The sequence below is a fragment of the Trichocoleus sp. DQ-A2 genome, from assembly GCF_039961915.1.
Classification (GTDB): domain Bacteria; phylum Cyanobacteriota; class Cyanobacteriia; order Cyanobacteriales; family FACHB-T130; genus FACHB-T130.
Genome location: NZ_JAMPKD010000007.1, coordinates 219899 through 236446, shown reverse-complemented (window position 1 = coordinate 236446; position 16548 = coordinate 219899). Strand labels below are relative to the sequence as shown.

Annotated in this window: 12 protein-coding genes; 3 read left to right on the top strand and 9 right to left on the bottom strand. The window is 48.2% G+C overall.

What is annotated here, in order from left to right; translation table 11 throughout:
- Positions 1-145 precede the first annotated feature (145 nt).
- From NC997_RS09285 to yidD, 3 genes are all read right to left on the bottom strand, one after another.
- Positions 146-1795 (bottom strand): ABC transporter substrate-binding protein, encoded by a 1650-nt coding sequence (locus NC997_RS09285; protein WP_190527515.1) that lies wholly within the window; start codon positions 1793-1795, stop codon positions 146-148.
- A gap of 101 nt (positions 1796-1896) precedes the next feature.
- Positions 1897-2913, bottom strand: a complete 1017-nt coding sequence (locus tag NC997_RS09280) for a TOBE-like domain-containing protein (protein ID WP_190527513.1) — start codon at positions 2911-2913, stop codon at positions 1897-1899.
- Between the two features lie 277 nt (positions 2914-3190).
- Positions 3191-3667, bottom strand: coding sequence for a membrane protein insertion efficiency factor YidD (yidD, locus tag NC997_RS09275; RefSeq protein ID WP_190527511.1), 477 nt, complete (start codon positions 3665-3667; stop codon positions 3191-3193).
- A 183-nt stretch (positions 3668-3850) separates the two neighbouring features.
- On the opposite strand from yidD, the gene chlP reads away from it, so the two are divergent.
- On the top strand, positions 3851-5071 hold the full coding sequence (chlP, locus tag NC997_RS09270) for a geranylgeranyl reductase (protein ID WP_190412958.1): 1221 nt from the start codon (positions 3851-3853) through the stop codon (positions 5069-5071).
- Positions 5072-5284: 213 nt separating this feature from the next.
- Here the strand turns inward: chlP and NC997_RS09265 are convergent, their stop codons facing one another.
- The 6 genes from NC997_RS09265 to mnmA form a co-directional block, all read right to left on the bottom strand.
- Positions 5285-6088, bottom strand: coding sequence for a phytanoyl-CoA dioxygenase family protein (locus NC997_RS09265; protein ID WP_190527509.1), 804 nt, complete (start codon positions 6086-6088; stop codon positions 5285-5287).
- 171 nt (positions 6089-6259) lie between these two features.
- Positions 6260-7282, bottom strand: a complete 1023-nt coding sequence (locus NC997_RS09260) for a hypothetical protein (RefSeq protein ID WP_190412960.1) — start codon at positions 7280-7282, stop codon at positions 6260-6262.
- A gap of 300 nt (positions 7283-7582) precedes the next feature.
- Positions 7583-10060, bottom strand: coding sequence for a caspase family protein (locus NC997_RS09255; RefSeq protein ID WP_199306186.1), 2478 nt, complete (start codon positions 10058-10060; stop codon positions 7583-7585).
- Positions 10061-10162: 102 nt separating this feature from the next.
- Positions 10163-11377, bottom strand: coding sequence for a sulfate adenylyltransferase (gene sat, locus NC997_RS09250; protein WP_190527506.1), 1215 nt, complete (start codon positions 11375-11377; stop codon positions 10163-10165).
- A 133-nt stretch (positions 11378-11510) separates the two neighbouring features.
- Positions 11511-12086, bottom strand: a complete 576-nt coding sequence (locus tag NC997_RS09245) for a hypothetical protein (protein ID WP_190527504.1) — start codon at positions 12084-12086, stop codon at positions 11511-11513.
- A 412-nt stretch (positions 12087-12498) separates the two neighbouring features.
- Complete coding sequence (gene mnmA / locus NC997_RS09240; protein WP_190428671.1) at positions 12499-13554, bottom strand: tRNA 2-thiouridine(34) synthase MnmA; 1056 nt, start codon at positions 13552-13554, stop codon at positions 12499-12501.
- A 246-nt stretch (positions 13555-13800) separates the two neighbouring features.
- Between mnmA and NC997_RS09235 the strand changes: the two genes are divergently transcribed.
- Both NC997_RS09235 and NC997_RS09230 read left to right on the top strand, forming a co-directional pair.
- The gene (locus NC997_RS09235; protein WP_190527502.1) at positions 13801-14637 is read left to right on the top strand and encodes a hypothetical protein; all 837 of its coding nucleotides are present in this window, start codon (positions 13801-13803) and stop codon (positions 14635-14637) included.
- 97 nt (positions 14638-14734) lie between these two features.
- The gene (locus NC997_RS09230) at positions 14735-16342 is read left to right on the top strand and encodes an NAD(P)H-hydrate dehydratase (protein WP_190527500.1); all 1608 of its coding nucleotides are present in this window, start codon (positions 14735-14737) and stop codon (positions 16340-16342) included.
- Positions 16343-16548: the final 206 nt, after the last annotated feature.

Here is a 16548-nt window from a genome sequence, read left to right as displayed (position 1 = left end):
TTTTAACACAAAGGTTCGCAGAGGTTTACGCAAAGGTAGCGCTGTCGCGCCGCTTTCGTTACGCAGAGGTTTAACTCTGCGTAACGAAAGCGCTTCCCTTTGTGTTCCTCTGCGTTTAAAAGGGAATTGTAAAACTAAGCGATCGCTACTTTTTAATTGTCCAGAAGGCGAAATCCTGGGTGGGGTTGATGCGGAGACCGCTGACACCTTTTTGGGTAAAGGCGAAGTCTTTACTTTGCCAGAGTGGAACGTAAGGTACGTCTTTCGCCAGTAGGTCTTGAATATCCGCAAAAATCTTCTTGCGGGCTTCGGGGTTTTGCTCTTTTCGTTCTTGGGCAATCAGCTGGTTCATGCGATCGCTGTAATAAAAGGAACCCTGATTCTGGCTTGCGCCGTCTTCACAGCCGTTTGCCACCGATCCTTTCGGACACTCCAGAAATGGCTGAACATAGTTGTCAGGGTCGAGAAAGTCTGGATACCAATCCAGCAAGACGGTCTGATAAAGACCTTGGGAGACGCTTTTAAAGAAGGTGGCGGAGTCTACAGTATTGACTTCAAATTGCAGCGTTCCTCCCAGTTCTTGATCTGCCACTGCTTTGAGGGTACTGGCAGCGAGTCGGCGAGTCGGTGAAGTCGAGGGATACCAAATTTGCAGCTTCAAGGGATTGGTAGGAGAGTATCCCGCTTGCTGCAACAGTTGTTTTGCTTTTTCGGTATTGCCGTCCCCGTATTGGTCTTTAAATACTGGCTTGTAGACATCAAAGGTAGTGGGCACCATGCTGTAGAGAGGTTCGGCTTGATTTTTGAGCGATCGCTCATTCACCAAAGGTCGGTTGACGATGGATGCGATCGCACCGCGCACGACTGGGTTATCTAGCGGCTTACTCTTGGTGTTCAGCACCAGAAAGCTAGCAGCACTCCCCTGAGACTCGATCGCTTGCCAGCTCCCTTTGGTCGCCCCATCTTTCAAGCTGGCAATCTGGTCGGGATCGAGGGATAGGTAGGCGACATCCACGCCTCCCGTGCGAAATGCGTTAAACAAGTTGGCTGAATTACTCAGCACTTGCACGTCAATTCCTTTATTTACTGGTTTCTCGCCCCAGTATTGGTCAAAAACATCCAATCGCTGCGACTCACTGCTAAACTGAGCCAACTTGTAAGGGCCAGTACCCACAAATGTGTTTGGCTTGAACTTTCCAGCGCCAATTTCATAAGCTTTCGGTGAAACCGCAGCGGCACCGGAAAATGCCAGCAGGGCGGGAAAAGCAGCAAACTGCTTTTTCAGCTTAATCGTTAACTCATAGTCGCCAGTTGCCTTCACTGAGTCCACCGCATCGCCGAGAAGAAATGACGGCTTTCCTTTATTTTCGATAAAGCGTTGCAGGGAAAATTCCATCGCTTTGGCGTTAAAAGGAGTGCCATCATGGAAGACGACGCCCTGACGCACAGGAATGGTGTAAGTTAACCCGTCTGGACTCACTTTCGGCATTGCCGTCGCCAGTTGCGGCTTGAGTTGGGTGCTTCCCAATTCGTAGGTATACAGGCGATCGCTCAGGTTATAGAGCAAGTAGACGGCTGCTAGCTCGTAATTATCTGCCGGGTCCATCGTCCGTGGCTTCTGGGTGGTACCGATGGTAATCCGACCCGAATTGGCACCACCAGGACTGGGAGAAGTCGCTGAATCAGACGCCGGTCGCTTCCCACAGCTGATCGCGAGAAAACAACAAAGACAAAACAGACAAAAGAATTGTCCGATGAACCGCCACCGATGAATAGACAGGCGTCCCCACTTCATAAATTAACTATGCGCTCTTTCAAATCGACTTAGATATCTCATTAAAGCCGATTAAACTGAAAGCTGAGTGTTGACGCCGGAAGTGCTAGATCGAAAAAGTGCTAGATCGAAAAATACAGCGGGAAAGATTTCGCATCCTTTGGTTTGACGAATACTCGCTGTTGCGGCTCTAGCTCTAACTGGTCGAACCGCTCTCGCGTGATATGTGCCGTGACGACCTGACCATCGTCTAAGATTAATTCTGCCTGAATTTCCCAGCCGAGATGAATCAAGCGGTTTACTCGTGCCGGTACGGAGCTGCCGTTGGGGTTCGTGTCTACGACGACATCATGGGGACGCAGGAAAATCTCTGCTTGGGTCGAATCAAACCCGTTTGCCTCGAAAATGCGGGAAGTGCTGGGCAACACATTCACCGGGCCGATGAAACTCATGACAAACGGCGTCGTTGGGTGATCGTAAATCTGAGCGGGTGTGCCGATTTGTTCGACTCTGCCTTTGTTCATCACCACAATTTCATCGGAAACTTCCATCGCTTCTTCTTGGTCGTGGGTGACGAACACGGTGGTGACGTGGACTTCATCGTGCAGGCGTCGCAACCAAGCCCGCAAATCCTTACGCACTTTGGCGTCTAAGGCTCCAAAGGGTTCATCTAGCAGCAATACTTGGGGTTGAACTGCTAGCGCTCTGGCTAAGGCAACTCGTTGTCGCTGACCGCCGGAGAGTTGGGAAGGGTAGCGATCGCCTAGTCCGCTTAGTTGCACTAACTCCAGCAATTCTTCTACCCGCGCCTTTACTTTGCCTTTGGGAGTTTTTTGAATCTCTAAGCCAAAGGCAATATTTTTGCGGACGGTGAGGTGTTTAAATAGAGCATAGTGTTGGAATACAAACCCGATGTTGCGGTCTTGAACGCTCTGATGAGTAGCATCTTGACCAGTCAACCAGATTTTCCCGCTATCTGGCATTTCTAGACCGGCGATCAGTCGCAGCAGTGTAGATTTACCAGAACCCGAAGGTCCTAAAAGCGCGACCAGGGAGCCTGATTGAATTTCTAAGTTGACTTCGTCAACGGCTTTAAAACTGCCGAACTCTTTAGAGACGTTTTCAACAACAATGCCCACTACTTTCGACCCCTAGACAAAAATATTTTTAAGCTATCCTATCTGGGTTTTTATTGACCCATCAAAGTCAGGATAAACTAATCTCCAGTTTATCGATGAGATTAACGTACATATATACCATACCTAAAATCTATTTGCATTAATTGAGATTTGCTAGAAACCTGGGGTCAATAAAACTCGCAGGCAAAATGAGAACAGTTAGATTTTGCCTGCTCTCCCTCACAGCATTCTTAAATTAAGTTGAAGTCGGGGGGTAACAAAAAGAAGGATGAATGTTTTAGCCTCCGCAACTCCCGCAATCTGCGACTCCACAATCTATCCCAGAACCACAATCTGCGACTCCACAATCTAAGGAAGCAAAATCCATTTCCGAGAAACAATCTAGCGCTTCACAGCTCAGCTCTGAGACACCTGAGACACAATCTACAGCACCATAATCATCACAATTGCAGCCCCAGTTTCTATGTCTGCGTTCGCGCTTGGAGCGATCGCTATCAGCTTGACTGCTATACCTGGCTTGCAAAATTTGGTTTGCGATTTTACAAGCTCGGAATCGTTGGCGCACCGTGGCGATCGCCGCTACCAAACCCTGTTGTGCAATCATGCGCTTGGCGTACTGCGAGCAAGATTCCCCCTTGTAAAGCAATCGATGAGCGCAAGAAAACCCTTTGCGGGGTGAAATGTGCCTCTGATAGCCGCCGATAGAAGCGATCGCGATTTGCCGAATTGCAGAATCGAGGGAAGGAGCATTCATAGAGTTGGAGCAAAAATCTCTGGAGTGATTGGGAGTAGCTACAACCCCAGGAACCGCGATTTAGTTTTCAATGTGTTAAGCTCTGTTGCAATTCAGTCACAACCTGCACGATCCTGCTGGGACAACCGAAAAGTCCGTGATACCATCTCACCTTGTAGCCGTAAGAGAATCGGGAGAATAGCTTTGGTACTACGGGTTGCTGTTGTGGGATCGGGTCCGGCGGGTTCCTCTGCTGCCGAAACGCTAGCAAAAGCTGGAATTGAGACTTACCTGTTTGAGCGCAAGCTAGACAACGCAAAGCCTTGTGGCGGGGCAATTCCGCTATGCATGGTGAGCGAGTTTGACCTACCGCCTGAGATTATTGACCGGCGGGTTAGAAAAATGAAGATGATCTCACCTTCCAACATTGAGGTAGATATCAACATTGAAAAAGAACATGAATATATCGGTATGTGTCGCCGCGAGGTATTGGATGGATACCTACGCGATCGCGCAGCTAAATTGGGTGCAAATTTAATTAACGGCACTGTTTATAAACTCGATATTCCCACGGGCAATACTGACCCTTACACCTTGCACTACGCCGATCACTCGAACGGTAGCGCTGAAGGGGAGATGAAAACCCTGAAAGTCGATCTGGTGATTGGGGCAGATGGGGCGAATTCCCGCGTTGCGAAGGCAATTGACGCCGGGGATTACAATTATGCGATCGCCTTCCAAGAGCGCATTCGCCTGCCAGAAGACAAAATGGCTTATTACAACGACCTGGCAGAAATGTACGTCGGGAACGATGTTTCCACCGATTTCTACGCCTGGGTATTCCCCAAATACGACCACGTCGCCGTCGGCACCGGCACCATGAAGGTGAACAAAGCCGACATCAAAAATCTGCAAGCAGGCATCCGCAAGCGTGCCGCTAGAAAACTCGCAGGCGGCGAAATCATCAAAGTAGAAGCTCACCCAATTCCAGAGCATCCCAGACCCCGCCGCGTTGTCGGTCGCGTTGCTCTAGTGGGAGACGCCGCCGGAACGGTTACGAAGTCTTCTGGAGAGGGAATTTACTTTGCCGCTAAGTCGGCGCGGATGTGTGCAGAAACCATTGTCGAAACCTCCAACGGTGGCACCCGCATCCCCACAGAAGCCGACCTGAAGCTGTACCTGAAGCGTTGGGATAAGAAATACGGCATCACCTACAAGGTGCTGGACATTCTGCAAACTGTCTTCTATCGCTCTGATGCCACTCGCGAAGCCTTTGTGGAAATGTGCGCCGACAAAGATGTGCAGAAGCTTACCTTCGATAGCTACCTGTACAAAACAGTCGTTCCGGCAAATCCCTTGATTCAGATGAAAATTACTGCCAAAACGATTGGTAGCTTGTTGCGGGGTAACGCGCTAGCTCCTTAGTGGTTTCTATCGGTAAGCAGAATTTGAAAAGCAAAAAAACCTAGAACATTAACAAATGGTTTTTCAGCCAGCGTTGGATCTTAAGAATCCAACGCTGGTTTTTTTATCCTCGTAATATTCAGATAGCGCTCCTCTGAGAGTTTTGATTGACGACAGAAGAAGACCGACCGCTACTTGAACTTAGAACAGTCACAACTAAACTTAGTAAGCGACTTAGTAAGCGAACGATTGATAAACCTCAACCTCGGATTTATCGTTTACGGATTCCACAATCGGATTAAAACGCAACAAGTAACGGGCGCGTTCGGAGAGTGTATCTAGGGTTGCACGCGGAATATTAATCGATACCTCAGGACGAAACATCCAGCGGCGACTATAGCCAATTACAACCATCGGACGCGGTGTTTCTGTGTAGTTAGGAGTGCCCCGGTGCAGACCCCGAACATCCCGGATCATCACATCACCCAGTTGCATTGTGACAGGTTCTAACTTGGCTTCTCCAGACTCCATGCGGCGCAGTCCTTCCTCTTTGGAAATCATGTGCGTACTGCGCGTAATCTCCATTGGCCCGTTTTCCAGAGTGATATCTACGAGTGGAAAGTTGACAGCTAACTGGAATGGCGGCGTTTCTGTACCCATTTCGGGGAAAAGTGGCGGCGCATCTCGATGCACGTCTTGATATTCAGACCCCAGCAAAGGTGTGTCAGTTGCTAGTTGGCACATCACTGCATCTTTGCCTACTAATAACTCTACAAGTGCCAGAATATCGTCATCTTCGTAAATACTAGGATCGGCAAAAGGAGCCGTGAAAGGAAGGGTTACATAATAGCGGGCTGAACCGCGATTGCGAAGCTTGCCTTCGCGGACAATATGATCTTCTAGCAAAGGCGTGAAAGCTTCACGCCAAGAATTAAGTGTTACCGGAGAAAAGTGATTGGGCAACACACAATAGCCATCGTTCAGAACCGCTTGGGCGAACGATTCGATTTGTTGGTGGTTATAGCGCTTTGTCATCATCTTTTGATTTTAGCGATTGAGTATAGCGAATGGCTGTAGTTTAAAGTTTTATTTATGATAATTAATAATCAATAATTAGGCGCTTTAAAACCTTGCACATGGAGGTGCAGCGTATCTTTTTATAAAATTAAGTTTTTTATGAATAAACCTATCAATAGAAATTAGAAAAATCTACTCATCTACTATTTTTCTAAACATCTCTTCTCCTCGAATTGCGCTAAAAGCTTCATCGGTTTTAGCAATCTCTTTATACATAGGCTCAATATCAATTGCCCATTGTAAGTTTCCGACTGCTAGATTGAGGCGGTATTGCATTGCATAGCAGCGAGCATTGTTATATCGAGCTTCCGAAAAGTTTGGTTCAATTTTAACCGCTAAGTTGTAAGATTGATTTGCCTCTAAATATCGACCTTCAGAAAAGCAAGAGTTGCCTAAAATCAAGTAATCATTGGCATTTAAATCAAGATTTTGATTGACAGATTCTGTTTCTGTCACTCTTTGCTCAGACACTGCATCGTTTGTTTGGGCTACAGGCTCCGATAGGGTATCGGAAAGCAGTTCATGATTGTGATAAGAATGCTCAAAGTTAGAGGTTTCAATTTCTCTATCTATAACGGTCGGAATTTTAACAGCTTGTGCGTACCTAAATTTTGCAATTTCTTGTTGTACACTTTCTTTCTGTTCTTTTAAGTCTTCTAATATAATCTGAGCTTGGGTTAAAATTGTATTTAATTGACTTAAAGTATCCGTTTCCAAAAAATTAGCTTCTTGCGGTAAAGCAGATTGTTCTAATTTTAAATTAGCCTTAGCGGTCTCTTCTATTTGTCTAATAAGTTGTTCTTGTAGCTGCGTGAATTCCTTTTGAGCATCTGAAATTATTTGATTTGTCATACTGCGACGAAGCAGAACCACACTAACAGCGATCGCAATCGGAAACAGCGTCAGAACAAGTACCAAAGTATTGAGCAGCGTGGTGATGCGGCTAAAGGCTCGGTCAACTTCAGCTTGGACGCGATCGCGTATTTCTTTCTCTTGCCGCAGTCGTTCTAGTTCCTCTCGTTCTTGATTTGACAAGGTTGGAGGTGAATTAGGCTGGGGTTGGGCAGTGGTAGCAACGGCAGATACTAGCAGGGAAGAAAGCGCCAGTGCAGGAAGCGCAAGCTTTGCGATCGCAACCAGATTGGGAATTTTCATTTTTCATCCTGTTAGCTTTCAGTCTTAGTATTCCCAATCCGAGCCAAAACTATCAGCCGATGTGCATTTAAATTGTAGATTAGTCGCAGAGGGTTGGAAATGGGGAATGGGTAAAGACTTTTTGAGTGATAACCCTTGGCTTCGCTCAATGCCAGGGGTTTGAATTTTGAATTAAAGAATGCTCTTATCACTCAAAACTCAGACGCGATTTATCGCGTCTCTACAACTCAAAACGCTAATTTCCCCTTCCCAGTCCCAACCCATCGCCACATCTGAAATGTAAAGGTAGGACGATCGCTTTTAAACCACCTGATAAATAAAGCTGAGTGTTGCCCAGCTTCGCACATCTAGGGCGTAGGAGTCAGAAGAGACAGCAATCGTTTCGGTAGAGACTGAAGCGAGCGCTTCGGTTTCCCCTTCATGCCGCTTCCCTAACGTACTCGCCTGATGCAAGTCTTGCAGCACCGCCTGCGCCACATTCAGCGGCTTAAACAACTCGCCCACTCCCTCTCCCTTCAACCCGCGAATTGATGCTACAGCCGCCATCGTCTGGGTAAAGGGTGCCGAGGAGCAAATTAGAAGAGTTTCTTCTAACCCACTAGGACCGTGAATCGTCAATTCAAAAGAGCCAGAAGGTTGTGGCACGATCAGGGTAGCACCCGCCTCGACGACCAGCTCTTTGATCGTTGGTTTCGCATCCGGACTGTCCCCGATTTGGGGAAATTGCAACGGATAGAGAGCAACACCAGCACCGCCGCTATCAACGCCGATAAGCATCAAATAGATCGGGCGATCGCTATAATTTTGAACTCGGTACTGGATGCGGCTACCGATGGGGATGGCGGGGATGCCTCCCTCAGAAGTAATTTTTGAGTTGTCGAGACGCGATGACTCGCTTCTGGAATTAGAATCCACAACGGCGTCCCCTGTCATCCGCAGCGTTTCTCGGTTTAGCAGCACCTTTTGGTTGGGATAAATCATCTCCAACGTTGCTCTCACTCCCAAGCGGGAAGACCCTTCATTGATCGTCAGACGCAATAATTTCGCTGTCAGCAACATTTTCAGTTTGGGCACTAACCGATTCACAGCCGCCTTCACCGCCTCACCCGATTCCCCAACGGTATTGGGAATCAAATCCCGACCGAGAGAAAATAACCCATATCCCCCCTGATAATCGGGTGTCTGCGCCTTGCCAAACAAATAATCGGCGGGTTGCTCTCCTGCCGTTACCACGGATGATACAGAGCGAACGCTGGCAAAAGCACTGGTAGCATCCACCCGTTCAATTCGCTCCAGTCCGGCATCTAAGGCAATTGTCAAACCTATATTTTTGGGCAACACCCGGACGGATTCGTGAACCAGTTGCCCCACTTGGAGGCTAGAGAGGCTAGAAGTGTCTGTGCTGCCGATAACTCGCGCCTTGGCGGTGAGACCCTCCTTGGAACGAATGTGTAGTTGCAGTTGGGTCGGAACTGATGAAACTTCACCTGTCACGTTGCTGTCTGGAGTCTGAGCTTCCGAGATGGGTAGGGAAGCACTCAGCTGAGAATTCACTCCGTAGTATTCCAAAACGGGTGCAGGTAATCCTGCTAGCCACAGATGTACCGTTTTACCGCCCTCTTCCACCGCTGTAACGACGCCATCCGCACCGATACTAATTTCCGGCTGATAGGGTAACAAGGAAGGCTGGTTACTTTTTTGACCGCTCAACTGGGGTTGTTGCTCTTTCCCCGCCAGCTGCTCGACGACCCCAGCTGCTCGACTGAAAGTGACTTGAACCGTAGTGGGAGGAGTCGCCTGCCAGAGATGTTGCGTCAGGGCATAGGTGAACAATCCAGCGCTGAAACCGCCCCAAGGAGCCTCTGCCGCCAGTTGACTGGGGCCAGCCGCTGCCAGCACGATTCCTGGCATTTGACCGGGTTGGTGCTGCTTATTGAGCTGTTCCCGCGAAGATTTGAGACGCCGCAGGAGTTGTTCCTGAAAAGCGAGTTCTTGGTCGCTCGCTTGCTCTGCTAGCGATTTTAGGGCAGAACGAATCCGCAAGTTCCCTTGGAGGGCTGTATCGGCGTCAGTATAGCTGGTATCCAGTACTGTTGTGACTTGGTCTGTGGGAAGCGATCGCAACAGCAACAGCAGTGTCTCTTCCAACAAATCATTCGCCGGTGCCCCTTTCGTCAGCAGCACTCCATCTACTGGCACTAAACTGTTTTGAGTGTTGATTTGAGTGTTCAAGACGGTAGGCGCTAGCTGTGCAGCCGCAACGCTTTCCCCTTCCTCAAGGGTAGACTCAGGACTGAGCGAGGATTCATCAGCACCCAAAGTCCTCAGTCCATTCTCCTCAGCCCTAGTTCTGACACGGCTACCGCAGCCGCTGAAGTGGAACAAGACAACATCTCCCGCCGCCGCCTGCTCTGTGAGATGCTCCAGAAAAGCAGTTTCAATATTCTGCCGCGTTGCTTGGCTATCTGTCAGCGTCAGAATATCGCTAGGGTGAAAACCAAAGCGATGAATCAAAAGTTCCCGTTGCAGTTCTACATCTGTGACACAACCTTGGAGAGACGGAAGCGATCGCGTCTCTGTCCCACGCGGGTACTGATTAATTCCTACCAGTAGCGCTAACTTCCGCCCACTCGGTTGTGCCAGCGCCTGATAATAGCGATCTAGCAGAGGCACCGCAAAGCTTCGATTTCCCAGTAGAGATAGGGCCGTTTCGCTTACGCCCAGCGCCGCTAGCGCCAACCCCGCCCGTTGCAGAAAACTTCGCCGATTCAATCCCATATCAGCCATTAGCCATTAGCCAGTACTCGATCAGCCTATCAGGGGCTAGGCTTGAGAGAATAGAAAGAATGGCAAATTTTCAAATTTAAGTTGCCTCCCCTCTCAAATTTCAAATTTGAAACTTGCAATCTTAAATTTGCTTGCTTCCTCCGGCACCTGCATCGCCCTTGCCAATTCTGCCGCAACTTCTGGACGAGAAAACTCTGGTGGTGGCAATTCACCCCGACGTAGCATTTCTCGCACCTTCGTTCCCGATAGATGAATGCGTTCAGCGGGAGTGCTGGGACTCGTCTTTGTCGTCGCCATTGTCTGCGTGCGCGTGCAGTAGAAGGCGTGTTCAAACTTCATCGGCGTGATGCCCAATTCACCCGGCTCAAACTCATCAAAAATGTGCTGAGCATCGTAAGTTCCATAATAATCGCCGACACCCGCATGGTCGCGTCCAACGATGAAGTGCGTACAGCCGTAATTCTTGCGAAGCAGGGCATGGAAAATTGCCTCTCTAGGGCCAGCGTAGCGCATCGCAGCGGGATTAATTGCCAAAATTACCCGGTCTTGGGGGTAGTAGTGTTCCAGCATAATCTCGTAGCAGCGCATCCGAATCTCTGCCGAGATGTCATCATCTTTAGTGACTCCCACTAAGGGATGCAAGAACAAGCCATCTACGGTTTCTAAAGCGCACTTTTGGATATATTCATGCGCCCGGTGGATGGGGTTGCGAGTTTGGAAGCCGACAATCGTTTTCCATCCCCTTTCTTTGAACATGGCGCGAGATTGAGCGGGATCGATCTGGTAATTTGGGAATAAAGGATGAGAGTCGCGTTGCAACAGCCAAACTGAACCCGCGAGATTAATTTCCCCTTGCTTGTAGACAACCTTAACGCCTGGGTGCTTTTCATCATGGGTACGATAAACATTCACCGCCTCGCGGGTTTTGTCGTAGCGATACTTTTGTGTGAGTTCCATGACACCCACAAATCTACCAGTCGGGTCATCCAGACGCACCAAACCGCCTTCTTTGAGATTCGCCGCAATCGACTCATCCACCGAAAGCGTGACGGGAATTGCCCACGGTAGCCCATTGGCAAGCCGCATTTCAGTCACTACACGATCGTAGTCTGCTTGTTCCATAAAGCCAGTCAGCGGGCTAAATCCACCAATGGCAATCAGTTCTAGATCCGATGTTGCCCGTTCGTCGAGTTGCACTCTGGGCAGAAAGTCGGCTTTATCGAGAAATACTTGTCGTTGTTCTGGTGTAGCGATGCGATTAATTAGCTGACCGCCGTGAGGTGCTATGCCGTCTGGACGCTGACTCATATCGAATTGTTAATTTTAGCTGCAAAAAACATCGTACCAATATATAGAACCGGACGGTGAAAAACCTAACCCCCCAGTTCCCTTCTCTTGGGGTTGAAGAGGAGCGATTTTTCAACTAATGTGTTTGCGCTCATTATGCGATCGCTTCCCATTCATCCCAGGTAACTTGAAACTCTTTATAGACTTGTTCCATCGCTAACTCCTCTGTTTCAAAGTAACCTTCTTCGGAAGCTCCCCACTCCTGCGATATTTGAAAGAGATAGAAACCAGAGTCAGGTATGTATTGCACAATTCTAATTTCTTGAGGTGGAGATAGCTCTATTTTTTCCCCATTTACATAGCGATACCGACGCACGACTCTGGTAGATGTATGTTGCGAACTTAGAAACACACGATGCTTTAAGATGGGCAATCGTTGTTTGAATAATTCGAGTAGCTCAAAAAAAACATCTAGAGCTTTGGCTTCGTCTCCAACTTCTTGCAAAATAATGTTATTCCATCCTGCTGTTGATGATTCCCAATTGTAATATCTAGCAATCCAATCATGAAATTGTCCAAACGGAGGAATTTCTTCTAAAATAGCAACATTATTTGTTTGCCTAGCAAAATAGTACCCGGAAATAAATGCCTTTAATAAGGTAATAGACTTCTTTCCCAAGTACATACCAGGTCTAGGTTTTATTCTTTCCAAAAGCTCATAGATAAGCATTTTTGAAGGGATATAAAGGTACCAGACAGTATCTTGCTTTACCTAGAAACAGGACAGAAATTTGAATTCAACCGTTTTCAAGAGTCGATGCAGGAAATGTATAACATTACGGCACGGATAGGATAATATAATTAGCTTCTATTCTGCGGCTGCAAGAGATGCCTCGGATAACTTTTTGGTGCTGTTTGAATAGTTTTAGAATCTGTAATGGCTTCACTTATCCAGTTTTAATCAGAAAAAAGTCTAAATTAAATTCATGATTTTCCCACAAAATTACCTCTGTAGCTAATTAAATATGGATAAAAAAGAGGCAAAAGACTTTACCTTTGCCTCTAAATAAATTATCTATTTCTTGCGGAGGACGCTAAGTATAATTCCCTTTGCGTATCTTGGCGAGCCTTTGAGTTTCTAATTACTCAAACCTGTCGATGATGCCACCGCCGAGTACAATGTCTCCATCGTACAAAACCGCAGCTTGTCCAGGGGTAATCCCGAACTGAGGTTCATCGAAGACAAGCTTGATTCGCGAATCTTCCAGGGGAATTACGGTGACTGGTACTGCCTTTGAACGATAGCGGACTTGCACTTCGGCACGGATTGGACTGGTGGGTTCTGGGATAGAAACCCAGTTTAACCGCGCTGCGGTGCATTCAGGCTTATGAGTGCTAGCGCGATCGCCTACAATCACTCGATTCCGTACCGCATCCAACGCCACCACATACAGCGGTTCCGCCGCCGCAACACCAATTCCCTTCCGCTGTCCAATGGTGTAGTGATGGATACCCGTATGCTGACCTAAGACCTTCCCGGACTGGTCAACAATGTCACCCGTTTGCTGAGAAATGTACTTGTCTAGAAACGTTTGCATGGAACCGTGGGATTCAACCAAACACAAATCCATACTTTCTGGCTTATCAGCGGTTTTTAAGCCGAATTCTGCGGCGATACGCCGAGTTTCTGTCTTGTGTAGTTCTCCCAACGGAAACATCGATCCCGCTAGCATTTCTTGGCTCAAATCGTACAAAAAGTACGACTGATCCTTAGATAAATCTACAGCCCGACGCAGCTGATAACGTCCGGTTTCTGCGTCATACCCGATCCGCGCATAATGACCCGTGGCAATTTTATCAATCCCCAACTCTTCAGAGGCATAGCGCAGCATCGGGCCAAATTTCACCGCCTTATTACACTGAGAACAAGGCAACGGAGTAATCCCCGATTCGTATCCCGCAACTAGGTAATCGACAATATTTTCCTGAAAAACATCCCGGCTATCAACAATGTGATGGGGAATGCTCAACTGTTCGCAAAGAGAAGCCGCATCGACCATTCCCTCAGAACAGCATTGACCTTTACCCTTCATTAGCCAGAGGGTAAGACCAACAACTTCATATCCTTGATGATGGAGGGTGGCAGCTGCGACGGAACTATCAACTCCACCGGAGAGGCCGACGACGACTTTATTCATAGAACGAAAAAGTGAATTACTGAATTATCAGTTTTTTCTTTTCTAGACTAACACTTTGATAATCGTCATTCGTCTAGAGTGATTAGTCCTTTGTCTGTAGGCGTTATCAAGTTAGAACGTTCCAACCTGACAATATTCCAACGTTTTAATCACTAATGATGAAGGACTGATGACTAATTATGCTAGATTGACTACAAATTTTGTCCGCACAATTCCTGGAAGATCGCCGAGGAGAGCTGATTTTAAATGAGGAGCAATCAGCAGCGTTTACTCACTCATGGCAACAGAGAAAGAAAAACCTGTTGGCTGTTGTCCCTTGCCTCGTGCTTGTTCTGGGGTGGATATTTGCTCATTCCACACCCGATTCCAGCAGCAGCCAGACCTCTCCCTACACCACCTGATGTGCTTCCTGGCTTACCTACATCACCAAATACTCCGCCAGCGTTTCCTCAAGATACTTTGCCCTCGATTTCACCGAATCCTTCGGGCAGGCGTGAGATTGAATTTCAGGCACCACCACCAATTACACCTAGCAAAAGGACACCTAGCAGAAGTAGAGATGAGAATTCTCCCCCGGTGCGTCGGAATTCTCGTCTCTTTGGGGTTTTTATTAATGGGGATAGCCCTCTGTTGTTAGCCCAAGTCCGAAAAATAGAACCCGAAGCTTTTGTGCGGTACGGCGGGGGTGTAATCCAAGCGGGAGTATTTGCTGATGAAGTTAAAGCCCAGCAGCGGATTCGGGATTTGGAAGAATGGGGCATTCGGGCGAAAATTAGCGCTTATTCTGAGGAGAATTTTGATGCTGATGCAGAGAATTTCGATTCTCGTCCAGTCACTCGTAGGGATGAAGTGGAGGAAGTTACCTATTTCGTTGTGATTCCAGGGAGTCAGGAGTATTTACCTGACATTGCTGCCCACATGATCCGGCTGGGGTTCCCCAAGGATGAGGTGTTTCAAAGAGAAGTACCACGCGGACCCCACGTTGCGGTCGGCCCTTTTGAGAATCAGTCACAAGCAGAACGCTGGAGTCGCTTTCTTCGCTCTAATGGTATGGATGCGCGGGTGGTTTATTTTGGTCAATAGCGTGCCCCTGCTGTAGGGGCGGGGAGACTTTGCCCATGCTCATGCTGAGTAAGATAAAACTTAGAACTCACAGGAATCAGCACTGAAATTGGCACAGATGCAACAAAGGCAGGAAAAGATTCAGCAAATGGTGGTGACTGCCCAGCAGATGCGCGAGATTGAAGGGCGTATCTTTACTGCTGGAATGCCGGTGGCGGCTTTGATGGAAAAGGTGGGGGGACTGATTGCTAGTCGAGTTCAAGCGCTTTATCCTTGTTTCCCCCCCTCATTCCCCCCATTGACGGGGGGAGGTAAGAAGGGACTGCGTGTAGGCGTTTTGGTAGGGCCAGGTCACAATGGGGGCGATGGGTTGGTGGTCGCCCGTGAGTTGCATTTTCAGGGTTATGAAGTTGTTATCTATCGTCCAATTGCCAAGCTGAAAGAATTAACTTCGCAACACGCCCAGTATGCTGAGAGTTTGGGCATTCCCTGTTTTGAGGAGATTGAGCCGCTACAAGAATGCGATCTCATTATTGATGGTTTGTTTGGGTTTGGGTTGGAAAGAGCGATCGCAGAACCGATATTTTCTGCGATTCATCAACTTAATCAGTGGTCTAAGCCAGTCATTAGTATCGATTTGCCTTCCGGTTTGCACACCGATACTGGGGAAGTTCTGGGAACGGCGGTTCGTGCAACTTACACGTTTTGCTTGGGCTTGTGGAAATTAGCATTTCTGCAAGATCGAGCCTTGGAATCTGTTGGAAAAGCCGAACTGATTGATTTTGGTATCCCGGTGGCGGATATCTCGGCGGTACTGGGTGAGACGCCCGACATTCAGCGGGTGACACCGGAAGTTGCGATCGCGCATCTTCCGATTCCTCGCGCCGCCGTGACTCACAAGTATAAACAAGGACATCTGCTGTTAATTTGCGGTTCTCGCAAGTATGCTGGAGGCGCGATTTTAACGGGACTGGGAGCGAGAGCCAGTGGCGTCGGGATGCTCTCAATTGCGGTGCCAGAATCGCTGAAACCTTTGCTGGTGGCTCAGTTGCCAGAAGCGCTGATTATCGGTTGTCCGGAGACAGAGACAGGTGCGATCGCATCTTTGCCAGAAGAAATTGATTTGAGTTCCTATAATGCGATCGCTTGTGGTCCCGGTTTGACAAAAGATGCCACGTCAGTCGTGGAAAAAGTATTAGAAAGCGATTTGCCGATTGTTTTAGACGCTGATGGCTTGAATATCCTCGCCCAATTAAACCCGATACCGACTCTCTCTAAACGACAAGCACCCACTGTTCTCACCCCTCATACAGGTGAGTTTAAGCGTTTGTTTCCAGATGCACCCGATGCCACGAAAGACCGGGTAAGTGCCGTTCGGGAAGCATCCCAGCAGAGTGGGGCAGTGGTACTCCTGAAGGGGGCAAGGACTGCGATCTGCCATCCTGGCGGCTCAGTATGGATTGTTCCCGAAAGCACTCCCGCTTTAGCCCGTGGCGGTAGTGGAGATGTGCTAACGGGGCTAATGGGTGGATTGGTCGCAACGGCATCTCAGCAAGAGTTACCCATCGCAGAGATGGTGCAAAGTGCGGCTTGGTGGCACGCTCAAGCCGGAATTTTGGCAGCCGAGGAGCGGACTGAGTTAGGAGTTGATGCGTATACTTTGACTCAGTATTTGATGGCAGTTGTGCATAGAGCTTACGGCACTGCGATCGCCACGGCGTTCTAGTATTCTTGGCAACAGAAGGAAACAGCCCGAAATTTAGCCGTATCGCAACGGTATTGCTTTTAGCAAATGGCTTGTTGTCACTGCAATTCTTCTCTGTTATCAGCCGAATTTAGTTGAAAATATTGTCGGGTGGTTGTGGGAAATGATGATGGAAGATTAGAGAAATCGCCGTTGTTTTTTATGAAGCGCTTGGAAGGCGATCGCTT